Consider the following 24,004-nt stretch of genomic DNA (forward strand, 5'->3'; position numbering starts at 1 on the left):
ACGCCGCCATGAATCGGCCACTACGGTTCCCGCTACGCGCAATCGGCACCACATCCGCCTGGAAGTGGTTCAAGTGGCTCTTTTTTGCCTCGTTTCTCGTAGCCGTCGCCCTCGGCGTGCGCTTTGTTCAGATCGAAATGGACACGTCGCGGTTCCAGGCGCGCTACCTGTCCGAACTGACGCGCGACGTCGGGTTTACCGTCTCCGAAGGCCCGAGCGACAACATCCGCTTTCCAACCGACGGCCCCTACGACATCCGCCTCGGCTACGCGCTTATTCCATCCTTCGAACGCCGTTTGAAAGAACGCGGCTTTTCGGTTGCGTCGCAGGCGCGCGATTCGGAGCGGATGGCGTCGCTCGCCGACGACGGCCTGTTCATTCCCTACGAAGAAAAGGACCAGGCGGGACTGATGCTGTATGACTCGACGGGCACGCGCCTGTTCGGCTCGCAGTTTCCCGCGCGCGTGTATGACGATTTCGAGTCAGTGCCGCCGCTGGTGGTGTCGGCGCTGCTGTTCATCGAAGACCGCCATCTGCTCGACCCCGACCAGCCGAACCGCAATCCCGCCATCGATTGGGGACGCTTCAGCCGCGCGCTGATGGATCAGGGTTTGCGGGTCTTCAACCACAACCAGGCGCAGCCCGGCGGCAGCACGCTCGCCACGCAGATCGAGAAGTTCCGCCATTCGCCCGGCGGCCGCACGGCGACGCCGAAGGAAAAGCTGCGGCAGATCGCGTCGGCGTCGGTGCGGGCGTATCTCGACGGCCCGCGCACGATGCCCGCGCGCGAGCAGATCGTCGTGCGCTATCTGAACTCGGTGCCGCTTGCCGCGCAGCCCGGCATCGGCGAGGTCAACGGTATCGGCGACGGGCTCACGGCGTGGTATGGCCGCGATTTCGCCGAAGTCAACCGTGTGCTGAAAGCGCCGTCCACGCCCGACAATCTCGCCGAACAGGGCCTTGCGTTCCGTCAGGTGCTGTCGCTGATGATCGCGCAGCGCGGGCCGTCGCACTTCCTGCTGCGCAAGAACGACGATCTCAATGCTCTGACGGAAAGCTATCTGCGCCTGTTTGTCGCGAACGGCGTGATTACTCCGGAACTGCGCGACGCCGCGCTCTCGCAACAACTCGTACTGACACGCGCGAAGCTCGCGCCGCCCGAAGGCTCGTACGTCGAGCGCAAGGCGGTGACGTCGCTGCGCACCCATCTGCTGTCGTCGCTTGGCGTGTCGACGCTTTACGACCTCGACCGGCTCGATGTGCGCGTCACGTCGACGATGAACAACAAGGTCCAGCAGGACATCAGCGACCGGCTCGCCGCCGCGACGACGAAAGATGGCGCGCAGGCAGCCGGCCTCTATGGCTTCAACATGCTCCAACCGAAGGACGATCCGTCGAATATCGCCTTCAGCTTCACACTGTTCGAAAAGCGCGACGGCACGAACCTGTTGCGCGTGCAGACGGACAGCGTGAACCGTCCGTTCGATATCAACTCCGGCGCGCGCCTGAATCTCGGCTCGACCGCGAAGCTGCGCACGATCATCACGTATCTGCAGATCATGCAGGATCTGCATGCGCGCTATGGGCAGATGAGCGTCGAAGAACTGCGCGCCGTGAAGCCCGAGCGCGAAGACGCGTTGACGCGCTGGGCCGTCGACTACTTCATGCACACGAAGGACCCTTCGCTGAGCGCGATGCTCGATGCGTCGGTCGAGCGCAAGTATTCGGCCAATGCGGGCGAAACCTTCTACACGGGCGGCGGCGCGCAAACCTTCACGAACTTCGAAGCCGACGAGAACTCGCGCATCCTCACCATACATCAGGCTTTCCAGCATTCGGTGAATCTCGTGTTCGTGCGGATGATGCGCGACATCGTCCACTATGAAACGATCAGGACGTCCGGACCGTCGTCGCAATGGCTCGACGATCCCGCCACGCGCAACATGTATCTGACGCGCTTTGCCGATCAGGAAAGCCGCGTGTACATGAACCGCTTCTACACGAAGTATCACGGCAAGACGCAGGACGAGATGCTCGCGATCCTGCTGCGCGGCGTGCGCAAGTCACCGCCGAAAATCGCGACCGTGTTGCGCAGCGTGCGGCCCGACGCACCGCAGGCCTGGTTCAACGACCAGATGCGCGCCGCGTTGAAGAACACGCCGAAAGCGAATCCGCCCGACGACGCACTCGCGCAGCTCTACGCGAAGTACGCCATCGACAAGTTCAATCTGAACGACCGCGCGTACATTTCGAGCGTGCATCCGCTGGAGCTGTGGCTCGTCGACTATCTGCGCGAGCATCCCGACGCGAACGCGAACCAGGTGATGGACGCGAGCCGTGACGTGCGCGCGGATTCGTACAAGTGGCTCTTCAAGACGCGCTATCACGCGACGCAGGACCGGCGCATTCGCCGCATGGTCGAGCAGCATGCGTACGATGCGATCGCCAGGTCGTGGCAGGCGCTCGGCTATCCGTTCTCGCATCTGACGCCGTCCTATGCGGCTGCGATCGGCGCATCGGGCGATCGTCCTGCGGCGCTCGCGCAGCTGATCGGCGTGATCGTGAACAAGGGCAATCAGGCGCCGACGCAAAGCCTCTCCGAACTCGAGTTCGCCAAGGGCACGCCGTATGAAACGCGCTTCGTGCGCGCGACGCCGCAGCCCACGGAAGCCGTATCGCCCGATATTGCGCAGGTCGTGCAGACGCTGTTGCGCGACGTCGTCGCGGGCGGAACGGCGAAGCGCCTCGCGGGCGGCATGACGTTCCCGAACGGCAAGACATTGGAGGTCTACGGCAAGACGGGGACGGGTGATCAGCGTCTGAACATCTACGCGAAAGGGCGCAGGCTGATCGAGTCGCGCAAGGTCAATCGCACGGCGACGTTTGTGTTCGCGATCGGCGACCGCTTCTTCGGCACGCTGACGGCCGTCGTGCATGAACCGTACGCGAAGCGCTACGACTTCACGAGCGCGCTGGCCGTGCAGTTGCTGAAGTCGATGGCACCCGAGTTGCAGCCGCTGCTCGACGAACCCGCTTCAAAAGACACGCCGAAAGTGGCGGCAAACACGGTGCCGAAGGCTCAATAACCGACTTCCGTGGCGGGCTTGAGAAAGAGTTCGTGCATCGGCGCGAAGTGCGCGTAGAGCGGCAGGATCGCGCCGCCCATCGCGCGCGCGTCGGAGCCGATCGTGCCATCGAGCAATTGCGGGCGCACGATGCCTTCCCACTCGAATTTGTCGAGCACGCGCTCCGTGCGGCGAATGATCTCGCGCACCAGTTGCCGGTCCACTTCGCCGTCTATCACCACCGCTTCGAGATCGAGCAGCGCCGCCGCGTTCGTCAATGCGCCCGCAATCGCGGGACACGCGGTGTCGAGCCATTGCTCGGTGAGCCGCCACAAGTCGGGCGACAACGCGCGATGATCGTGTGCGGCGGTGGCGGGCGCGCCCGCATCGACGAACAGCTTTTCGAGCACGAAGCCCGACGCCGCGTGCAGCAACTGTTGCGCAGGCTGACGCGCGTTGCCGCTCATGATCGGTATCGAGCCGACGGCGCCCGCGTTGTCGTGCGGGCCGCCATGCAGGCGTCCGTCGATCACCAGTCCGCCGCCGATGAACGTACCGACGAACAGATACAAAAAGTTGTGGATGCCGCGTCCCTGGCCCATCACCAGTTCGGCGGCGCAAGCGGCTGTCGTGTCTTTTGCGAACTCGACGGGCAGGCCCGTCATCGACGCGATGCGCACGCGGATGTCGATGTCGTTCCACGCATCGAGCGCTTCGCGCGGCGCGCCGAGAAAATCGCGCCAGCCGCCGAGCCACAGCGGCGCCGCCACGCCGACGCCGACCACCTTCTCGCGTCGTGCGCCGAGTGCCTCGTTGATGCGCGCGAGCTTGCTGTCGAGCGCCGGGAACAACGTGCGCGGATCGGGATACGCGTACTCCTGCACTTCGCGGCAGCACACGCGCCCGAGAAAATCCATGGCGAGCACATCGAGGCTGCGCCGCCCGACCTTCACGCCGATCGTATAGGCGCCTTCCGCGCGCAACGCGATGGGCACGGAAGGCTGCCCGATGCGTCCGCGCACGCGCGCCTGTTTTTCGAGCAGGCCGTCGTCGATCAACCGCTCGACGATCATCGACACGGTCTGCATCGACAGACGCGTGAGCCGTCCCACGTCGGCTTTCGGCAGCGGGCCATGCAAACGGATCGCCTGCAGCACGATGCGTTCGTTGAACTGCCGCATGCCGACCTGGTTCGAGCCGACTGTGCGTTTCAGCGGTGAGCGAGTGCCCGTATCCATCGACGGTGTCCGGTTACGCGTATCGGTTCGTCATGCGATGGCCCGCACGTCGGCCTGTTTCGCGCCCGTCATGATCGCGACAGCATCCGACATGTGGATGTCGTTCTTGTTGACGAGCGCCGCGCGCCGTCCGAGCCGCTGAATGTGAATGCGGTCTGCGATCTCGAACACATGCGGCATGTTGTGACTGATCAGGATGACGGGCAGGCCGCGATCGCGCACGCGCCGGATCAGCTCCAGCACCATGTTGCCTTCCTTCACGCCGAGCGCCGCCGTCGGTTCGTCGAGAATCACGACGTGCCGCGCGAAGGCCGCGCTGCGCGCCACCGCGACGCCCTGGCGCTGACCGCCCGAGAGGGTTTCGACGGCCTGGCGCATCGAGCGGATGCCGATCTGCAGGTCTTTCATCGCATTGGTCGCTTCTTCGAGCATGCGGCGCTTGTCGATGATCTTGAAGATCTTGCCGCGCCAGCCAGGCTTGACCAGTTCACGCGCGAGAAACAGGTTCTCCGCGATGCTCATGGCGGGCGCTACGGCGAGATCCTGATAGACCGTTTCGATGCCTTGCTGGCGCGCGTCGAGCGGACTGCGGAACTTGACGGATTTGCCGTCAAGCAGCAGGTCGCCTTCATCGGGCACGAGCGCGCCCGAGAGCGCCTTGATGAGCGATGACTTGCCCGCGCCGTTATCGCCGATCACGGCCATGATTTCGCCAGGCATCACTTCGAAGTCGCAGCCGTCGAGCGCGGTGACCTGGCCGTAGCGCTTGATGAGACCGCGCGCTTGCAGAACGGGCGTCGTGCCGTTGGTGGTAGAGGTGGTTGTCGACATCACAGGCTCCTTCGAATAACGATCAACGTGCGCCACGGCGCGACAGCTTGTCGGCGGCGACTGCGAGAATCACGAGAATGCCGGTGATCAGTACCTGGTACACCGACGACACACCCATCAAGGTCAAGCCATTGCGGAACACGCCGACAATCAACGCGCCCAGCAGCGTGCCAGCAATCGAGCCGCGTCCGCCGAACAGACTCGTACCGCCCAGCACCACGGCCGTGATGCTGTCGAGGTTCTCCGTTTGTCCCGCTTGCGGATCGCCGACACCCGTGCGCGACACGGAGAGCAGCGCGGCGATGCCGTAGAGCGCGCCCGCCAGCGTGTACACCGTGATCAGGATGCGTTGCGCGGAAAGGCCCATCAGGCGCGCGGCTTCCGGGTTGTTGCCGAGCGCGTAGAGGTGACGGCCGGGCACCGTGTCGCGCAATACGAACCATGTCCCGAGATACATCAGCAGTGTCAGCACGGTGCCGTAGGTGACGGTGGCCGGCCCGAGATTGAAGGTGTTGCCGAAGAACATCATCGCGTCGGGCAGATTCGACACGCTCTCCGCGTTCGAATAGAGCTGCGTGGCCGCGAAGGCGATATTCAGCGTGCCGAGCGTGACGATGAACGCGGGCAGCTTGATGCGCGTAATCAGCACACCGTTGAGCAAGCCGAACAGCATGCTCGCACCGACGCCGCAAGCGATCGCAATGACGGGTGGCACGCCCATCACGACGGCGAATTTCGTCATCACGATCGAGCCGAACGCCATCAACATCCCGCACGACAGATCGATGCCGCCCGTCAGCACGATCAAGGTTTGACCGATGGCGATGACGGCGACCACCATCGTCTGCTGCATGATTAGCGACAGGTTCTGGAAAGACAGAAAGCGGTCGCTCTGCGAGATGAAAAAGATGCACGCGAGCACGAGCGCGACGAGCGGACCCGCTTCGGCAAGCGATGGCAGATGATCCGCGAACCGGCGATGGTTGTGAGCGGGGGCGGTAGGAGTCGACATGATGTGTTTCCTTCGAAGCAATGCGTGGCCTGCGCGCGGTACACGTACGCCACGCTCACGCTGGAGAACTTGCGGAAGACGCGCGCCGTGCGCGTCCCCGTGACTGCTCAGTTAGTGCCTGGTTACTGCGTGCTTACTTGTTGCCCCAACAGTTGTCGAGGCCGAACTTCGTGTCCTTGCTGTCGACACCGCCTTGCGGCTTGTCGGTAATCAGCGTGACGCCCGTGTCGTGATAGCCGGAGACCTTCTTGCCCGTCTTCGCGTAGTCGACGCCTGCCTGCACGCCGAGCTCGGCCATCTTCAACGGATACTGCTGCGAGGTCGCGGCGATCGCACCGGCCTTCACGTTGCGCACGCCTTCACAGCCGCCGTCGATCGACACGATCATCACGCTCTTGTCCTTGCCGGCAGCTTTCAGCGCGCGATACGCGCCCGCTGCGGCCGGTTCGTTGATCGTGTAGACGACGTTGATGTCGGGCGATTTCTGCAGGCAGTTTTCCATCGCCGTCTGGCCCTTCGACTGGTCGCCACGCGTGTCCTGGCTGCAGACGATCGACGGATCGCCTTCCTTCACGCCCATGCCCTGCAAAAAGCCGTTGTGGCGCAGCACGCCGACGGACACGCCGGGCGCGAGATCGAGTGTCGCGATCTTCGCGGGCTTGCCGCCGAGTGAGGCCTTCGCATACTGGCCGATCAGCACACCCGCCTTGAAGTTGTCGGTGGCGAAGAGGGCGTCGGTGGCTTCCTGCGGGTCGGTCGGCGTATCGAGCGCAATCACAAGCGCGCCTGCCGCGCGTGCCTTCTTGATGCTCGGCACAATCGCCTTCGTGTCGCTCGGCGTGATGAGGATCGCTTTCGCGCCCGCCGTGATCATGTTCTCGATGGCCGTGACCTGCGCCGCGTTGTCGCCGTCGAACTTGCCGGCGGCCGTCAGCAGCTTCGCGCCGTCTTTTTGCGCGGCGGATTCCGCGCCTTGCTTCATCTTGACGAAGAAAGGGTTGGTGTCGGTCTTCGTGATCAGGCCGACGACGGGCTGATCGGCGGCGAGACTGGCGCTCGCGCACCATAGCGCAGACGCAGCGACGCACGCAGCGGCGATGCCCTTGACGACGGGTTGCGTGCGGGACGCGCGGCGCAGTTGCCTGCGGGAAATCGGGTTCATGGGACGCTCCTCCGGATGATTGACAACGACGTTGTGATCAGCGGTCGATTCAGCAACTGGCTGTGCGCTGATCGCGCCTTCTTGTGCGTTCGCCGGACTTTGGATTCGCCGGTGACGCGGGACTTACTAAATCAACTTGTTTTAGTTAGTACAGCAGCGAGCGTCTCGAAAATCAAGGACGGGTTTTGCTGCGGCGCGGCTGGGGGAAGTGGTTGAAATACCCAAAAAGCCTTGTGCGACAAGGCTTTCCACGAGTCGCGCCCGCACGCGGCGGCGGCTCGGGATTGGGGTAAATCAGGAGTGGGCGAAGCTGTCGATTAACATCTTTTGTTCGCGTAATGGGCAAATGATCGATAGATGTGTGATTTCGATCCCTGTCGGGACCGCCACTTGCTCCGGTAAACCCGAGGTCCGGCCGCAACAACGCGAGCGGAGGTTGAAGTGAACAGGACGCGCAATCGCGCGCTGCATTTCGTCGCGACGCATCCCGCGCGCTTCGCGTTGCAGGTGGTCAAGGCGTTCCGGAAGAATCAGGGGCTGCTGCTCGCGGGCGCGATCGCCTATTACGCGCTGCTGTCCATCGTGCCGCTGCTGATTCTGGTGGCCATTGCGTTCAGCCATTTTGTCGGCGAAAAGCTGCTGCTCGATACGCTCGCGCGTCTGCTCGAATGGCTGGTGCCGGGACAGTCGCGCGCGATCGTCAGGGAGCTTGCCAACTTTCTCGCGCACCGCACGGTGATCGGCTGGTTTCTCGTCGTCACGATGATCTTCTTCAGTTCGCTCGCGTTCACGGTGTTGGAGAATGCACTGTCGATCATCTTCGTGCATCGCGTTGCGATCCGGCGCAGGCATTTTCTGCTGTCGGCGATCTTGCCTTATCTGTTCAGTCTTTCGCTGGGTATCGGCGTGCTGCTCGTGACGCTTGTGTCGAGCAGTCTTCAGGCCGTCGCGAGCGACAGCATCGTGCTGTTCGGTCACGTCATTTCGCTGACGGGCGCCACGCGCATCGTGCTGTATCTGTTCGGTCTTGCTGGCGAGATTTTCGTGCTGACGGCCATCTATCTGGTGATACCCGCAGGACGCACGACGCTGTGGCATGCACTATTCGGTGCAGTCGCGGCCGCCGCGTTGTGGGAAGGCACGCGGCGCGTGCTGGTGTGGTACTTCGCGACGCTATCGCAGGTGAGTGTCGTCTATGGATCGCTGACGACGGCCATCATCGTGCTGTTCAGTCTCGAAGCGCTCGCCACGCTAATGCTGTTCGGCGCGCAACTGATCGCCGAATACGAGCGGCTCAATGCCGGTCCGATAGAGCCTGCCGCGGAGCCATTTGTTACGAGCTAGAGAGGCAATAGCGAAGCACGTCGCGGCCATAGCGAAATAGGCGCGATGTGGTTAACGGCAGAAAATTCGAGAACTTTAGAATCATTTGAATGCATGTTCTATTGCATCTTTTAATCCCCAGAAGAATGCGCGGTGGTCACAGCTTCGTCACGACCCGCCGACGATAATCCCGTCGCCCGTCAAATTGACAAATTCAGAGCGGGCAGCACTGCCACATAGCAGTGACAGACCACGGGGAATACCACATGAACATCCGTCACCGCATCACTCTACTGGTGGTGTTGATGCTGGTCGCCTTGTCGGCGATCGGCGGATACGCTGTCTATCAGACTCGCGGCAGTGCCGCAGACGTACGGCAAGTGACGCAAGGCGTCGTGCCGAGCGCGCTGGCTTCGGCCGATCTTGTCTCGCAAGTCAAGGACGTGCAGCTCGCGACGATGACGCTCGTCTATTCGCCCGACGCGAACATGGTCGAGCAGGCACAAAAAGAACTCGCGGCGAAAGAGAAGTCACTGCGAGAAGCGCTGGACGTGCAGGCGAAAGCAGCCGCAAGCCACGCTCAGGAAGGGCTCGTCACGCAGGCGCGCGACAGCCTCGCCAACTACTTCGCGGCGATCAACGACACCGCGAAAATGAAGGCCGAAGGCAAGAACGACCTCGCGCAAGCCTATCTGTTCGCGAACGTCGCGCAGTACCGCGATGAACTGGAAGGCATCGTCGAAACGCTGCGCATCGAAAAGAACCGCCAGAAAGACGAAGCCATTGATGCATTGAATACGGGCCTCGCGACGACCACGACGGCGATCGGCAGCGCGTCGGGCACGGCGATTCTGGTGTTGATCGCAATTGGCCTGCTGCTATACCGGCAGATCACGCGACCGCTTTCGCGCATGCAGGAGATGATGAGCGAGATCGCATCGAGCCAGGACTTCACGCGCCGCGTGCCCGTGGGCCGCATGGATGAAATCGGTCATTCGATCGTCGCGTTCAACGGCATGATCGAAAAGATCCAGCAAAGCTCCGCGCAACTGAAGCAGAAGACTGCCGATATTCAGGCGATGTTGCAGAACATGCAGCAGGGCATCCTGACGGTTGTCGAAGACGCGAAGATTCACTCGGAGTACTCGGCCTATCTGGAAGAGATCTTCGAAACGAAGGATATCGCCGGGCGTGCGCTGATGGACCTCGTATTCGGCGACAGCGACCTGGGTTCGGATACCGTGTCGCAAGTCGAAGCTGCCGTGCTGGCGTGCATCGGCGAAGACAGCATCAACTTCGAGTTCAACCAGCATCTGCTCGTCAACGAACTCACGCGCAAGATGCCCGACGGCCGCGTGAAGACGCTCGATCTCAGCTGGTCCGCGATCACCGACGAAAGCGACACAGTCATGCGCCTGATGCTGTGCGTGCGTGATGTGACCGAGCTGCGCCAGCTTGCGGCGGAAGCGGGCGAGCAGAAGCGCCGCCTGGAAATGATCGGCGAAATTCTCGCGGTGAGCGAGGAGAAGTTCCACCATTTCGTTGAGAGTGCAACGGGCTTCATCAACGAGAACGAGCGCATTATCCGTCAGCACGCGCAGGTCAATGAGCCGGCTGTCGCGGAACTGTTCCGCAACATGCATACCATCAAAGGCAATGCGCGGACCTACAGCCTGCAGCATCTGACCAGCATCGTGCACGAAACCGAGCAGCGTTACGATGCGCTGCGCCAACCGGAAGCGGGGCACGAATGGGATCAGGAGCAACTCATTGCCGAACTGGCACGCGTGAAAGAAGCGCTGCAGCACTACGCCACGATCAATGAAGTGAGCCTCGGTCGACGCAAGGCAGGCCGTGTCGGCAGCGCTGAACGTTATCTGATGGTGGATCGCGAGCATATTCAGGAAAGCCTGCGCCTGCTCGATGCGGCAAATCCGGCTGACACGCTCGCGCTGCTGACGGCGCGCGATTCGGTACGTAGAACATTGCGCCTGCTTGGTACGGAGAAAGTCGAAGAGGCACTCGCCGGCGTGCTGCACTCGTTGCCCTCGCTTGCCGCCGAGCTCGGCAAGGCCGTGCCTGCCGTGCGTATCGACGACAACGGTTATCGCGTTCGCACGCAGGCGGGCAGCATGCTCAAGAACGTGTTCATGCATCTGCTGCGCAATTCAGTCGATCACGGCATCGAGCTCGCCGCACAGCGTGTCGCGCTCGGCAAGCCGGAAGCGGGTGTCATCGATATCGAAGTGGGCGTCGCCGAAGGCGCATTGCAGATCACGTTGAGCGACGATGGAAGCGGTCTCGCGCTGTCGCGCATTCGCGGTATCGCAGCCGATCGCGGCTGGCTTCAGCCCGATACGCAATTGAGCGACGAAGCCGTGGCGGAATTCATCTTCCGTGCTGGCTTCTCGACTGCGCAGAACGTGACGGAAGTGTCGGGCCGCGGCGTCGGCATGGATGCGGTGCGCGATTTCATCCGCCGCGAAGGCGGACGCATCGAGTTGCGCTTTACGGACGATCACGCGGGCGCGGACTTCCGCCAGTTCCAGACGATCGTTTATCTGCCGGAGAACTGCGCTGTCGATAGCGTCGGCACGTCGATGCATGACGCCGCGCAAACAGTGAGTTCGATTCAGGCGAATGCACATTTCGAATAGCACGACGGGGACAGGCTGTGGTTGATCAGTATGTGATTGCGGCTGCCCTGGCGGGCGTCGCGTGGGGCGCGCTGGCAGGATTGTTCGTGCATCGGTGGTGGTACAGGAAACGGGCGGCTGCGCAACAGCAGACCACGCTCGAGTCGCAGAACACCGTGCTCGTGCAGGCCGAGGAGCGTCACGCCGCCGAAGTCCGGCAGCACGAGCAGCAGGCGCGCGAACTGCACGCGCTCGTCGATACATTGCGCGACGATCTCGCGCAGCAGTCGGTGTTGGCGGACGAAGCGCGTGACGCACTGAACGCGCTGCATCTGCAAAAAGACGAGTGGCTGCAACAGGCGACCCGCCTCTCAACGGAAGCGGGGCGCCTGCGGCATCTGTCCGCGACGTTCGAGCGCTGGCACGAGCAGATGATCTCGCTGATGGCGCAGAACCACGACATGCACGCGAAGAACAGCGAACTGTCGTCGATCGTGCGTCACGTGCTGATCGTGTCGCTGAATGCGTCGATTGAAGCAGCGCGCGCGGGTGCGGCGGGGCGCGGGTTCTCGATCGTCGCAAGCGAAGTGCGCGCGCTTGCGACACGCTCGCAGGAACTGTCGAAGAGCTATCACGACAGCCTGAACCGCAATGACCTGATCACCACGGCCACGTTTCAGGACATTCAGGCGGGCGGCAAGATGATTGCGGCGTCGCTGGCGAGCGTCGAGTCGCTTGCCGGTCAGATTCAATCCCGGTTAGAGCAGGCGACGACGTGATCAGTCAGCAAGCGAAAGACAGTATCGAGCGGATCTTTTTGTATTCCGCGCGCACGCGTTTGCCTGTCGATTCCGGCGACGCATGCGAAATCACGGCACTCGACGCGCAGCAGGCCAATACCGCGCTTGCCAGCCATATCGTTGTTCTGACCATTTCATCGATTGCATTCCGCTTTCTGCTCGTGCTGCATTTCAACGACGACCAGGCGACGCGCGACTACTATCTGCGCGAATCGGAAGAACGCTCGTTGGCGGAAGCCCTGATGGAAGTCGGCAATCTGTGTTGTGGCGCGATCAATCAGCAATTGGTCGAGTTCTTTCCGGACCTCGGGATGTCGACGCCTTATCAACTGAATGGCGCGTGCGTGCCTTATCTGACGGAGTTGAAGCCCGGCTATCTCGCGGCTTTTCGCGTGAGCATCGGCGCAAACGTACAACTGGGCGCGACACTGTGCATGTGCGCGAGTTCGCCAGTCGATTTTGCCGCGTATGTGAACGAGGCCGAGGAGAGCACGGGTGAACTCGAACTCTTTTAAATGCTTCTGAGCAGCGCAGAGAGCACATTTTCAATCAATGCGCCGCATAAATGGCGCTACGGGGTAAGCAATGGCTAAGGTTCTGGTAGTGGACGATTCGAGCACGGTGCGCGATGAAGTCGCGGGTTTTCTGAGGAAAAATGGTCTCGATGTCGATACCGCGGTGGACGGCAAGGATGGTCTCGCGAAGCTGAAGGCGTCGCCCGGCATCCGTCTCGTCGTCAGCGACGTCAATATGCCGAATATGGACGGCCTGACGATGGCCGAAAAGATTCGCGGCGAACTGGCCAATGCGAGCGTCAACATCATCATGCTGACGACGGAAAGCAGCCCTGCAATGAAGGAGCGCGGCAAGGCGGCGGGTGTGAAGGGCTGGATCGTGAAGCCGTTCAAGGGCGACGCGGTGCTCGAAACGTTCCGCAAGCTGGCCGGCTGACGGCTTGGCGCGGCATGGACGGGCCGCCGCGTCGGGGGGGCGCGGCGGCCCATTCATGCCGCGCGGATTGTAGTAATTCCTTGAAAGATCTATTCGAGCTTCACGTATTTATCGGCAGCGGTCGCGCTTCTACACTCTGTTCAACGGTTGCAGAACACCTGTTCTCGCGCAACCCAACAGACAGATCCGGAGGTAGTCGCCATGAAATCGCTCGGTCAATTCGTTATCGTCGCCGCTCTAGTCAGTGCTCCCCTGACTGTAATCGCGCAGAACAATCAGCCCGTGACACGCGCGCAGGTACGTGAAGAACTCGTGCAGTTGCATAACGCCGGTTATAGTTCGCTCGACGATCGCAATAGCTATCCCAAGCATATTCAGGCCGCCGAAGCGCGTCTGGCCGCACAACAGGCTGCATCGACTCAGCAAAGCGGGTTGGGTGGCGCGGCGAATGGCGTGTCGGAAGCGGGCGTGCGCGCCAATGCGAATGGCATCACGTTCTCGCACCATTAACAATTGTTTGCGGGCGGCGCGCGCAGACTCGCTGACTGCATCAATTCTGAGTCAACCATAAGGCCGGAGCCTGTCATGCACAGACTTCGGCCTTTTCGCATTTGCGATTCGCTCATCGCGCATAGCATTGAGGCAAATTGGAAAAAAGAAGTAGTGAACGTGAATTTATTGCTAGCCCCATCGGATGTGCTTCTGGAAACGAGACGCTCGCGAAAGAAAGTCCATTTCTTCAGTAGAAGGGTGACGCACTAATTCCGATTGGCGTGTCAGCGCTTTCGGACGTGGAATTTTAAAAGTCTTATGGATAGCGTGAGTAATTGGACAGTCATCGCCGATGCAAGCCAATTGACATTTGTCATACGCCAGATAAATCCTGGCAATTGGGGCCTCGATTGGACGCTATGGGACAATCAGACAGTACAACGGCGCACGCTTGTCTTTTCATGTAATAGATGAACTCTAGCCATATATGACCGGTCCGTGGCATAGTGCCGGTATCTTCAATCAGGAGTTCCAATATGGCTACACTCGAAGCACTTCAGGCAAAGATAAAAAAGCTTCAGGCCCAGGCGGAGGCCATTGCGTCGAAAAAGTCGACGGCGGCGCTCGAAGGTATTCGCGCACTGATGGCAAAGCACAATTTGACTACGGCTGATATCGACGCGCATCTCGGCCGCAAAAAACGTGGCCGTCCTTCGCTGAAGTCGGCAGGCGTGCAAACCAAAGGCGAAGCCAAATACTCCGATCCTAAAACGGGTGCAACGTGGACGGGGCATGGCCGTGCGCCTGCATGGATCGCCACGGTGAAAGACCGTTCGAAGTACCTGGTGGCGGGCGCATCCGCACCGGCTGCCACGCGCGTCGCCGTGAAGCACGGCACGGGCAACGGCCAGCCGAAGGGACCGCAGCCGGCAAAGTATCGTCACCCCGAAACGGGCGCGACATGGAGTGGCCGTGGTCCTGCACCGGCATGGCTGGCGGGCGAAAAAGACCGTAGCAAGTTCCTGGTCGCCGGGGCAAAAGCGGCGGGTATGAATGGCGTTGCGAAAAAGAAGGTTGCCGCCAAAAAGGCAGGAAGAAAGCCGCGCGCGTAAGAACGACGAAAAGAATCAGCAAGAGGCGGGACGAGGTTCTCGCCTCTTTGTCGGCAAAAGAATCTTTGCCTGATGGCGAAGTCGGCATGCTTTTGCCAAACATATTGGCGAATACACAAGGCCGGGGGCATAGCATTTTTATGCGTGAGCCATTTCGGCTCAATTGCTCATCGATGGGTGCCGCCCGTTTTCGGCGGCACCGCGCGCGCCGTCCTTGCTTTCCGGCGCGTGCTCCCTTCTTCAATGTGGTTTATTAAAGTCGAGCGTCTCCAGTTCGACCGACTGCCCCCCATTTCGTTGCAGCACGCGGCGCGCTGCGTCCTCGATTGTCTTGCGGTTACCCTCGAACGTCGTGATCAGATCGTGCGACGACGTACCTGTATTGCCGAAATGGCTGTTCAGGGCGTCGATTGATACGCTGCACCATACCTCTTTTCCTTCGACGGTCGCTTCGAATGCGACTCGCGATGCGGCCACGACGTGCCGGCGGCTGGTGAATTCGATGGTCATTTGATTTCTCCGTGAGTGCCAGATGAAATTCACGAGCGCTCGCTGGCGCCGGCTTCCGGGCGATGTCTTCGCGGTCCAGGGCCAGGCGGCGCGGTGTAGGGCGCTCGCTTCGGTGCTGCGCAGCAAGGAACGATCCAGTCCGGCTCGTGCCGAACCCGTTGGGGGTGACTGACGCCGGGGATCGGGATCGTTCTCCCATGATAGGCCGCGAACGGCGCAAAAGCCGGGAAACTACTGATCCGGCGCGCCCGTCATCTGTGCGATGAGCTTTTTCGTCGCGGGCGAATGCTCGAATTTGCGGAAAACGGCCGCGACCTCCGATGCGATCGGCTCGCCCGCCAGCGTCTTGAAGACGACATTGGGCAGATTGACGACCCGCGTCAGCACATTGGGCACGATGGCGACGCCCACGCCGACGGAAACCTGAGTCAGTACGGCCAGCAGCGTGCCGGGCGCGCTGACGATGCGCGGATTGAACCGGCCGCGCCGCGCAATCTCCCGCGTGCCCAGTTCCTGTTCGGGCACGACGAAGCTCTCGCCCGCCAGCGCGCGCGCCTTGATCGGCCCGGTGGCAGCCGCCAGCGGATGCTCGGCAGGCAGCGCCGCGCAAAATGCATCGCGCGCCAGCACGTGTGCGCGCAGCGACAGCGGCAAATCCACCGGCAAGCGCACGAACGCGACGTCGACGCGGCCTTCCTCCAGCAGCGCGGGCAACTCGCCCATCGGGTGCTCGGTGGCCTGCACGAGCACGTGCGGCCGCGCTTTGCGGAATGCGCGCAGCTGTTTCTGCAAGATGCCGGAAAAAGCCGCCGAGCCGACATACCCGATATGAATACGCCCCAGTTCGCCGCGCCCGGCGCGCTGGCCGACGTGCAACGCCCGCTCGAACTGCGCGACAGTCTCGCGCGCTTCGGCGAGAAACGCTTCGCCGGCGGGCGTCAGCACAACCGAGCGCCGCGTGCGGCGAAACAGCTGTGCCTGCAGCGCACGCTCCATCTCCTGGATCTGTACCGTGAGCGTAGGCGGCGCGATGCCGAGCGCTTCCGCAGCCTGCGCGAAATGCAGGCGCTCGGCGACGGCGATGAAGTACCGCAGATGCCTCAGCTCCATAGTTCGACGCTTCGGTGTATTAGGTTGAAGCTAATTATATTGAATACGACGGGCAATGAACGGAATAGAGAAAGCTGGTGGAATACGGGCTTCCTTTTCGCAGATTTCCCGCCGGGTCCGTCCGATGAGCTCGATTACCGCTTCCCGTTCCGTCTCTCGCGGCACGCCGCTGCTCCTCATCGCGTCGATGGGTTGCGCGATGACGGTGCTCGACACCAACGTGGTTGGTATCGTCCTGCCCACTATCGCGCGCGATCTCAACGCTTCGTTCGCCGATATCGAATGGGTGATCAGCGCGTATGTGTTGTGCTTCGCCGCACTGCTTTTGCCCGCTGGGTCGCTTGCCGACCGCTATGGGCGCAAGCGCGTGTTTCTGACGGGTATCGCGCTGTTCGCACTCGCTTCGTTCGCCTGCGGCGTTGCGCCGACGGCCGAGCTGCTTTACCTCGCGCGGGCTGCGCAAGGCGTGGGGGCGGCCTTCCTGCTCGCGCCGGCGCTCGCCATCATCGGCCATGCGTTTCATGACGAGCGCGAACGCGCACGAGCCTGGGCGGTGTGGGGCGGCATCATGGGGCTGACAATGGTCCTTTCGCCGCTGATCGGCGGCGTGATCAACGCGTGGCTCGGCTGGCGCTGGGCATTCGCGATCAACGTGCCGATCTGTGCGTTGCTGGCGACGGGTGTCGTACGGATCGTCGACGAATCGCGCGACCCGACGCCGCGATCGCTCGATCTGCCCGGTATTGCGCTCTTTGCCTCGGCGATGTTCTCGCTGACGTGGGCGCTGATTCTCGGACCTGACCGTGGATGGCTGAGCACGCAGGCGTTGTCGCGCGCAGGCGCCGGCGTGGTCCTTTTCGCGTTGTTCGTGTGGGTGGAAAGCCGGCGTGCGCATCCGATGCTCGATCTCGCGCTGTTCCGCTCGCTGCCGTTCGTCGGCGCGATCGTGGCGATGTTTGCTTATGCATCGTCGGCGCAGGTCATGGCTTCGCTGTTGCCGCTATTTCTGCAGAACGCGCGCGGCGAAAGCGCGCTGGTTGCGGGCGCGGGCATGCTGCCTTTCGCGCTGGCCATGCTGATTTTACCGCAGCTAGGACGCAAGCTCGCGGCGTACATGGAATCGCGCCAGATTCTCACGCTCGGTCTCGCGGTGGTCGCATGCGGCAATCTCTCGATGATGGTCGCCGCGCGCAGCACCAGTCACGCATGGCTGATCGTCGCGATGGCGCTGCTCGGCAGCGGCGGCGGCCTGCTGAACGGCGAGACGCAGAAGGCGATCATGAGCACGGTGCCGCGCGAACGCGCGGGCATGGCGTCGGGCATCAGCACGACCTCGCGATTCACGGGCATTCTGCTCGGCTTCTCGGGGCTGGGGGCCGTGCTGGCCGAAGGCGTGCGTTCCGCGCTGACGGCACAGATGACGCAGACCCATCTGCCCGTCGTGCAGGGCTTTACCGAGCGCGTGATGGCGGGCGACTTCTCGCGCGCGTTCGCGCTGTATCCACCGGCATCGATAGAGGCACTCGTTCATATTGCCCGGTCGAGTTACGGCGAAGGCTTTGCGCGTGCGTTTGCGGGCGCGTCGATCGTGGCGGCCGTGTCCGCGTCGATCGTATTCCTGTCGATGCGGCGCAAGAAGCGTTGATGTCAGTTGATTGCGCAGGCGTGTACCGATTAGTATAAAAAGCTCTGTGTCATGAGCGTCCCGCCGCGCGCAATTCTCAATGAACCGATATGAAGCACTCGCCAATACGATGGCGGCCGAAATACGCTCGGGCAGTCTTGCTGTCGGCGCGCGCATGCCTTCGCTGCGGCAGGTCATCGCGCAGCATGGCGTGAGTCAATCGACGGCGTTTCGTGCGTACTATCTGCTGGAAGAGTGGGGCCTCATTCGCGCGCAGGAGCGCTCCGGCTATTACGTCGCGCCGGGCGCGGCCGTTCGCGACACGCGGGAAGCGACCGCGAAGCGCGCGCTCACTGAGTCCGCGAAGGTCGATATCAGCGAACTCGTTTTCAGCGTGCTCGAAGCGGCGAAGCATACGAGTGTCGTGCCGTTAGGCTCGGCGTTTCCTTCGCCGATGCTGTTTCCGCTGCAACGTCTTTCCAAATCGCTCGCACAAACATCGCGAACGATGAACCCGTGGAGTACCGTTGTCGATCTGCCGCCGGGCAACGAGGCTTTGCGCCAGCAGATCGCGCTGCGCTATCTCGGCATGGGCCTGTCGCAACCGCTCGAAGAGATCGTCGTCACGAATGGCGCGCTCGAAGCACTGAATCTTTGCCTGATGGCCGTGACGCGTCCCGGCGATGTCGTGGCCGTCGAATCGCCTGGCTTCTATGCGGCGCTGCAGGCTATTGAAAGACTCGATCTACGCGCAGTCGAAATACCCGTCGATCCGCAAACCGGCCTCGACCTGGACGCGCTTGCGCAAGCGCTGGAAAAGCAGCCCATTCGCGGGTGCTGGTTCATGACGAATTACCAGAACCCGACGGGCGCGACGATGCCTGTGGAAAAGAAAAAGGCACTTGTCGAACTGCTCGCGCGGTATGAAGTGCCGCTGATCGAAGACGACGTATATGGCGAACTGCATTTTCAGGCGGATTATCCATTGCCCGCCATCGCCTTCGACCGGAAAGGACTCGTGATGCATTGCAGTTCTTTCTCGAAGACGCTCGCGCCGGGATATCGGATTGGCTGGGCCGCTGCGGGGAAGTTTGCAGAGAAAGTACAGCGCGCCAAACTGATGACGACGCTATCGGCGAGCATTCCCGTGCAGGCGGGTATCGCCGATTATCTTCAGCATGGCGGATACGACAGGCATCTGCGAAAACTGCGTGCCGCGTTGCGCGCGCAACTCGATGCAATGAATCTCGCGCTACGCCGCGCGATGCCGAAAGGTGTGACGTGGACGCTTCCTTCAGGCGGCTATTTCGTGTGGCTCGAATTGCCCGAGCACGTCGATGCATTAACGCTGCACAGGCAGGCGATCGAACAGGGCGTGAGCGTGGCTCCTGGGCCGATCTTTTCCGCGTCGCGCAACTTCCGCCATTGCATGCGGCTGAACTTCGGACATCCGTGGAACGCCGATATCGAGCGCGCCGTTCAAGTGCTTGGCGGGTTGATCGCGCAGGCCACCTGAGCGCGCAGCCCGAGCGTCAATGCGCGATCGTGACGGCGATTCTGGCGAATGCAAAGAGAAGCCCGCCGAAGCACAGCGCGAGCACGACGGCCATCACGGGCAGCAGCGGCAGCTTGACGGTCGCGAGATCGGCTTCGTGCGCAGCGCCACGCCGCACGCCGAAGAAACTCCACAACACCATGCGCATCATGTTCAGTAAGCCCATTTCAGTTCTCCCGCCTGCGTGAAGTCACGCGTTTTCATGCGTCAATCGTAGGCGGGCGAGGGCATCGGCGTAAGAAGCAGTTGACGGCGTTTCCTGCGTAGCAGTGGTGCGGCAGGCTGTCGCACTGGAGATCGCTTTCGGGAAATATGACTTGAATCTTGCCAGGCCAGGTAAAATTTTCAATTGGATTTCATTTCCGGCTAGCCTTTAGCCAATCCAGGAACGCCCATTGCGCGCCTTCATGCGCTCACTCTCATAGGAGGCAAACATGGGCTCAATCAATCCGCAAACGCGCAGAACGGATGGTGCCGATATTGTCGGCGGCGGCGTCGGTGAAGGTCCGGGGCCGGAGGTGATGGCAGCAGCGACGCTCGACGGAACGAAGGTGTATTCGTCCGATGCAGAACATGTCGGCAAGATTTCCGACATCATGCTCGACGTGCGCAGCGGACGCATTGCGTATGCCGTGCTGTCCGAGGGTGGCTTTCTCGGCATGGGTGCAACGCTGCACGCCATTCCGTGGAGTGCGCTCACGCTCGACACCGACCAGAAGTGCTTTCACGTCGATATCAGCGCGCAGATGCTGAAAGACGAACCGGGCTTCGACAAGGACCACTGGCCGAGCATGGCCGATTCCAAATGGGGCGAATCGCTGCATACGTATTACAACCGCGATCCGTACTGGGTTTCGCGTCGTGATTACGTCGACCCCGACGTGCCGCCGACCGCGCATTGACGTGACGCGCTAAAGCACGTTAAGTACGTTAAACACGTTAAGCACGTCAAGGCGAAGCCGCGCATATCAATATGCGCGGCTTCGCCGCAATGACCGCTCAGACCTTGACGGCAGAAGCCTCGTAAATCTCGTCGATGGCTTCACCCAGCTTCGCGTTGAATTCGCTATCGCTCATCTGTTTTTTCAGGTCATTGATGAGTGCCCGCGAAAAGCTCGCGATCATGCCGTGATTCTTTTCAAGCAGTTTGCACGCTTCGGTACGCGTATAACCGCCCGAAAGCGCCACGACGCGCAACACTCGCGGATGATCGATCAGCGGCTTGTAGAAATCGGCGACGTCGGGGATGGTCAGCTTGAGCATGACCTGCTTGTCGGCGGGCAGTGCGTCGAGGCCCTTGATGATCTCGTCGCGCAGCGTCTTCTCGGCGCCCGCCTTGTCTGGTGTCTTGATCGACACTTCGGGTTCGAGGATCGGCATGAGGCCGCCCGCGTCGATTTGCGCGCCGTACTCGAACTGCTGCTTGACGACGGCGGCAATGCCCGCAGGCGAATTCTGCTCGATGACGGAGCGCATCTTGGTGCCGAAGATGCCGAGCTTGCCCGCGCGCGCGAGCAATGCGTCGAGTCCGGGGATCGGCTTCATCAGACGCACGCCGTCGCTTTCCGCCTCGAGCCCCTTGTCGACCTTGAGGAACGGCACGACGCCGCGGTCTTCCCAGAGAAACGAAGGCACTGGCTTGCCTTGCGCCTGCCCGTCCATCGTGGCTTCGAAGAGAATCGCCGCGATGACCTTTTCGCCCGTGAATGCAGGGGCGGTGATGATGCGCACGCGCATTTCGTGGATCAGTTTGAACATTTCGGCGTCGCCGTTGTAGGCGTTCTCTTCGACGCCGTACTGCCGCAATGCGCCAGGCGTGGAGCCGCCGCTCTGGTCGAGCGCGGCGATGAAGCCCGCCTTATCAGAAATCTGCGCCAACATTTTTTCATTTGCCACGGACGTTTCCCTCCTTGAACAACTGATTAGTGACCATGCGTTTCCGACCCGACAAGTGTAAGGCATTGCGGCGCACGCTCCTACACTGTGGGGACGGTGACCCATCGAACAGACAAGCGAAGAACGTTCCAGGGGCGCTGGCGGGCCCGCGTCTGGCGGGCGCTACTCGCCGCGCGGCCGGTCACGGATGAACAACTCCATGAAACCCGTGTGCGGATCGGCTTCGCGCGAGAACGCATGATCGGGCAGCAACACGAGCAAAACTTCAACGGTCGTTCGTACGATGCAGCCGCGCGCCACATGTCCGCCGAACACGCGGCCATCGGCGTCGGAGACCGACATGTGAAGATGCGCGCCGTCCGGCGCAACCGAACCGGCGAGTGTCAGGATTTCCAGGTCGGCGCGCAGTTCGCTCGGCTGGTCGATGCCGGCAAATCGCAACTGCGCCACGCTCAGGCTGCCGATGCCCTGAACCACGAACGCGGCCGTCGCGCCGAGCTGGCGCACCGTGTCTTCCAGCGCATCGCGGAGATCCTGGCCGGGCCGCAGGCGAAGCGGATGGGCTTGCATCGGTGGTCTTCCATTTGACGTTGCGACATCGCGAAGGCGCGCGTCGATCCTCATTGGCCCGGCCACGGCGCTAACATACAGTACCAGTAAGAGCGGCAGCCTGGCCGCAATCCCCTGCGCGGGTGCGAAGGAACGAACCTCATCATTCGGAAGCGCGCCCGCAAGGCGCGAACAGCGATGAAAGCGCTACTGCGAGCAATCGTCACGATGGCCTGCGTGGCGGCCGCGATCGGCGTGCTGTTCATTCCGCTGCCGCGCGCATTCGATCTGTCGACACGTATCGTCACCGTCGTGCCGATCGCGCGCAAAAGCACGGCTGTTTTCGACTACGTGACGACGCCCGCGCATTGGCCCGCGTGGCATCCGTCTTCGCTGTCGGTGTCCGGTGCGACCGATCATTCGCTGGATATCGGCGAGCGAACCACGGAAGAATTTCGCGTCGCCGGGCGGCGCGGCGAGGTCGTGTGGACGGTTGTCGAGCGCAAGCGCCCCGAGAAATGGACGATCGACGGCACGATAGAAGGCCGCCCAGCCGGCACGGTCAGCTACGCGCTGACGCCCGACACGGACGGCGAGGATGGCAATCGCGGCACGGAGTTCGAGCGCACCTTCACCTACCGTTCGCCGACGCTCTGGTTCGCGTTGCTGAACGCGGTGCTGCTGCGTGCCAAGATCCAGGCCGAGTCGGACGAAGCCGTCGATCGGCTCAAGGACATTCTCGAAAAGCCATAGCGTCAGTCATCATTCGGGCGCTGTCGGCGGCGCCTTGCGCCGCAGCGCAAGCGCGACGCCGCTCAACGTGAGCGCCATCGCCACGGCTTCTTTCCACCCTAGCGGCTCGCCTAGCGCGAGCGCCGCCGCGACGATACCCATGATCGGCACCAGCAGCATGCCGATCGACGCGATCTGCGGCGGCAGATGACGCAAGGTTGCGAACCACGCGAGATAGCACACGCCCATCGGCACGAGCGTCATATAGATCAGCACGGCCCAGCCGTCCGCGCGCAGCGACGCGAGTTCCGGACGCTCGATCAGCAGCCCCGCGACGATCATCGGCGCGCAGCCGAGTCCGACCTGCCACGCGACGAGGCTGATGGGCGGGACGGGGATCGGCGTGCGCGAGATGACAGTGCCGAGCGCGAACAGCACGGCCGCCAGCAGCGCGAAGGCGATGCCCGCGATCTTGCCCGCGTCGAATGCCACGCCTCGGCCGCCCAGCAGCACGACGACGCCCGCGAGACCAAGCAGCAGCGCGAGAAACTCGACGGTAGACGGCCTGCGCGACAGGACCGGCCACGCGAGCAGCATGGCCCAGATAGGCATGGTGTAGACGAGCAGCGCGCCTTCGCTGACGCTCAGCCATTTCATCGAGAGCGTCGAAAAGCCCATCCAGGCGAAGACATTCGTGCACGCCGCGAGCAGCAGGCGCGGCACGTACTCGCGCGGCACGCGTGGCCGCTCTCCCATGCACACGGCGACCACGCCGAGCAGGACGGACGCCGTTACTCCCGCAACGCCGCGCGAAAACAGCGGCGGCCATTCGCGCAGCAGTACTTTCATGGCGGGCCAGTTGAGCGCCCATCCCGTTGCAGTGACCAGCAGATAGATGAGTCCCGTCCAGCGAGGATGCTTCATCGACTATTCGTATGAGTTCTTTTGAGAGCCTCGATCATACGAGGTTCTATTGTTTCATATGGATTTCTCCATTAGATGCAACGTGACATATGACGCAAACGATTGCGATGTATGCTTGACGAAGCGGGCACGCGCTACGCCGATTCGTTCGTGCGCAACGTTTTTGTCAGACGGAAACGCTGCAATGCGCGTCGTGCGAATGCGCACGAAACTGCGTGCGAAAGCCGCTGTCTGACGGCAAAGGTCAACTGCGCGATGGCCTTCAAAATGCGAACATGTCACACGTTTTTTCATCGTTGCGTGTTGTGCAAATCACGCACATCGGCTGTACAAACGTTTGCATTGGGATGCTTCGAGGGTTCGCCCGAACTGATCGATGCCGAACGGAATGAGATAGTTTGAGTGCGGGAATAGCGGGAATAGGGTGCTGGGTTCATGAAAGCAACACGAAACACAGGTATATCGCAGTTCACGAGAGGCTG

General features: G+C 61.9%; 22 protein-coding genes. 12 read left to right on the forward strand and 10 right to left on the reverse strand.

Annotated features, from left to right (window positions below; all coding sequences use genetic code 11):
• The first annotated feature begins 8 nt into the window (after positions 1-8).
• Positions 9-3,086 (forward strand): transglycosylase domain-containing protein, encoded by a 3,078-nt coding sequence (locus H1204_RS18135; RefSeq protein WP_180732109.1) that lies wholly within the window; start codon positions 9-11, stop codon positions 3,084-3,086.
• Here H1204_RS18135 and H1204_RS18140 read toward each other — a convergent pair.
• The 4 genes from H1204_RS18140 to H1204_RS18155 all read right to left on the reverse strand — a co-directional run bounded on the left by H1204_RS18140 (position 3,080) and on the right by H1204_RS18155 (position 7,308).
• A complete protein-coding gene (locus H1204_RS18140; RefSeq protein ID WP_180732110.1) occupies positions 3,080-4,303 on the reverse strand; it encodes an ROK family transcriptional regulator in 1,224 nt (407 codons plus the stop codon). The two genes, H1204_RS18135 and H1204_RS18140, sit on opposite strands and share 7 nt — an antisense overlap.
• Positions 4,304-4,333: 30 nt before the next feature.
• Positions 4,334-5,134 (reverse strand): ATP-binding cassette domain-containing protein, encoded by an 801-nt coding sequence (locus H1204_RS18145; protein ID WP_180732111.1) that lies wholly within the window; start codon positions 5,132-5,134, stop codon positions 4,334-4,336.
• Positions 5,135-5,156: 22 nt separating this feature from the next.
• Entirely contained in the window at positions 5,157-6,146 is a 990-nt protein-coding gene (locus H1204_RS18150) for an ABC transporter permease (RefSeq protein WP_091776490.1), read from the reverse strand.
• A gap of 133 nt (positions 6,147-6,279) precedes the next feature.
• The gene (locus tag H1204_RS18155; RefSeq protein ID WP_243468712.1) at positions 6,280-7,308 is read right to left on the reverse strand and encodes a sugar ABC transporter substrate-binding protein; all 1,029 of its coding nucleotides are present in this window, start codon (positions 7,306-7,308) and stop codon (positions 6,280-6,282) included.
• Positions 7,309-7,749: 441 nt separating this feature from the next.
• Between H1204_RS18155 and H1204_RS18160 the strand changes: the two genes are divergently transcribed.
• The 7 genes from H1204_RS18160 (at position 7,750) to H1204_RS18190 (ending at position 14,622) form a co-directional block, all read left to right on the forward strand.
• A complete protein-coding gene (locus H1204_RS18160; protein WP_180732112.1) occupies positions 7,750-8,652 on the forward strand; it encodes a YihY/virulence factor BrkB family protein in 903 nt (300 codons plus the stop codon).
• A gap of 245 nt (positions 8,653-8,897) precedes the next feature.
• Positions 8,898-11,288 carry an MCP four helix bundle domain-containing protein gene (locus H1204_RS18165; protein ID WP_180732113.1) on the forward strand — a complete coding sequence of 797 codons (2,391 nt, stop codon included), beginning with the start codon at positions 8,898-8,900 and terminating at the stop codon, positions 11,286-11,288.
• Between the two features lie 17 nt (positions 11,289-11,305).
• Positions 11,306-12,046 (forward strand): methyl-accepting chemotaxis protein, encoded by a 741-nt coding sequence (locus H1204_RS18170; protein WP_180732114.1) that lies wholly within the window; start codon positions 11,306-11,308, stop codon positions 12,044-12,046.
• On the forward strand, positions 12,043-12,582 hold the full coding sequence (locus tag H1204_RS18175; RefSeq protein ID WP_180732115.1) for a hypothetical protein: 540 nt from the start codon (positions 12,043-12,045) through the stop codon (positions 12,580-12,582). The genes H1204_RS18170 and H1204_RS18175 overlap by 4 nt, the downstream gene beginning before the upstream one ends.
• Before the next feature lie 70 nt (positions 12,583-12,652).
• Complete coding sequence (locus tag H1204_RS18180; protein ID WP_180724751.1) at positions 12,653-13,018, forward strand: response regulator; 366 nt, start codon at positions 12,653-12,655, stop codon at positions 13,016-13,018.
• A gap of 201 nt (positions 13,019-13,219) precedes the next feature.
• Complete coding sequence (locus H1204_RS18185) at positions 13,220-13,528, forward strand: DUF4148 domain-containing protein (protein ID WP_180732116.1); 309 nt, start codon at positions 13,220-13,222, stop codon at positions 13,526-13,528.
• A gap of 518 nt (positions 13,529-14,046) precedes the next feature.
• A complete protein-coding gene (locus H1204_RS18190) occupies positions 14,047-14,622 on the forward strand; it encodes an H-NS family nucleoid-associated regulatory protein (RefSeq protein WP_180732117.1) in 576 nt (191 codons plus the stop codon).
• 240 nt (positions 14,623-14,862) lie between these two features.
• Here H1204_RS18190 and H1204_RS18195 read toward each other — a convergent pair whose 3' ends face one another.
• Both H1204_RS18195 and H1204_RS18200 read right to left on the reverse strand, forming a co-directional pair.
• A complete protein-coding gene (locus tag H1204_RS18195; protein ID WP_180733210.1) occupies positions 14,863-15,132 on the reverse strand; it encodes a DUF1488 domain-containing protein in 270 nt (89 codons plus the stop codon).
• A 231-nt stretch (positions 15,133-15,363) separates the two neighbouring features.
• The gene (locus tag H1204_RS18200) at positions 15,364-16,242 is read right to left on the reverse strand and encodes a LysR substrate-binding domain-containing protein (RefSeq protein WP_180732118.1); all 879 of its coding nucleotides are present in this window, start codon (positions 16,240-16,242) and stop codon (positions 15,364-15,366) included.
• Positions 16,243-16,366: 124 nt separating this feature from the next.
• Here H1204_RS18200 and H1204_RS18205 point away from each other — a divergent pair, with 124 nt between their 5' ends.
• The gene (locus tag H1204_RS18205) at positions 16,367-17,887 is read left to right on the forward strand and encodes an MFS transporter (RefSeq protein ID WP_180732119.1); all 1,521 of its coding nucleotides are present in this window, start codon (positions 16,367-16,369) and stop codon (positions 17,885-17,887) included.
• Between the two features lie 79 nt (positions 17,888-17,966).
• Entirely contained in the window at positions 17,967-19,382 is a 1,416-nt protein-coding gene (locus tag H1204_RS18210) for a PLP-dependent aminotransferase family protein (RefSeq protein ID WP_180732120.1), read from the forward strand.
• Between the two features lie 16 nt (positions 19,383-19,398).
• Here the strand turns inward: H1204_RS18210 and H1204_RS18215 are convergent, their stop codons facing one another.
• A complete protein-coding gene (locus tag H1204_RS18215; protein ID WP_007745548.1) occupies positions 19,399-19,587 on the reverse strand; it encodes a DUF2970 domain-containing protein in 189 nt (62 codons plus the stop codon).
• 268 nt (positions 19,588-19,855) lie between these two features.
• On the opposite strand from H1204_RS18215, the gene H1204_RS18220 reads away from it, so the two are divergent.
• Positions 19,856-20,323, forward strand: a complete 468-nt coding sequence (locus H1204_RS18220) for a PRC-barrel domain-containing protein (RefSeq protein ID WP_180732121.1) — start codon at positions 19,856-19,858, stop codon at positions 20,321-20,323.
• A gap of 97 nt (positions 20,324-20,420) precedes the next feature.
• Here H1204_RS18220 and H1204_RS18225 read toward each other — a convergent pair whose 3' ends face one another.
• Together H1204_RS18225 and H1204_RS18230 are read right to left on the reverse strand one after the other, a co-directional pair.
• A complete protein-coding gene (locus H1204_RS18225) occupies positions 20,421-21,302 on the reverse strand; it encodes a fructose bisphosphate aldolase (protein WP_346015761.1) in 882 nt (293 codons plus the stop codon).
• 177 nt (positions 21,303-21,479) lie between these two features.
• On the reverse strand, positions 21,480-21,887 hold the full coding sequence (locus H1204_RS18230) for a PPC domain-containing DNA-binding protein (RefSeq protein WP_180732123.1): 408 nt from the start codon (positions 21,885-21,887) through the stop codon (positions 21,480-21,482).
• Between the two features lie 177 nt (positions 21,888-22,064).
• Between H1204_RS18230 and H1204_RS18235 the strand changes: the two genes are divergently transcribed.
• Positions 22,065-22,619 (forward strand): SRPBCC family protein, encoded by a 555-nt coding sequence (locus H1204_RS18235; RefSeq protein ID WP_180732124.1) that lies wholly within the window; start codon positions 22,065-22,067, stop codon positions 22,617-22,619.
• A gap of 9 nt (positions 22,620-22,628) precedes the next feature.
• On the opposite strand, the gene H1204_RS18240 is transcribed toward H1204_RS18235, so the two are convergent.
• On the reverse strand, positions 22,629-23,522 hold the full coding sequence (locus H1204_RS18240; protein ID WP_180732125.1) for a DMT family transporter: 894 nt from the start codon (positions 23,520-23,522) through the stop codon (positions 22,629-22,631).
• Positions 23,523-24,004 lie beyond the last annotated feature (482 nt).

Origin of the sequence: Paraburkholderia sp. PGU19, from assembly GCF_013426915.1 — a bacterium.
Classification (GTDB): domain Bacteria; phylum Pseudomonadota; class Gammaproteobacteria; order Burkholderiales; family Burkholderiaceae; genus Paraburkholderia.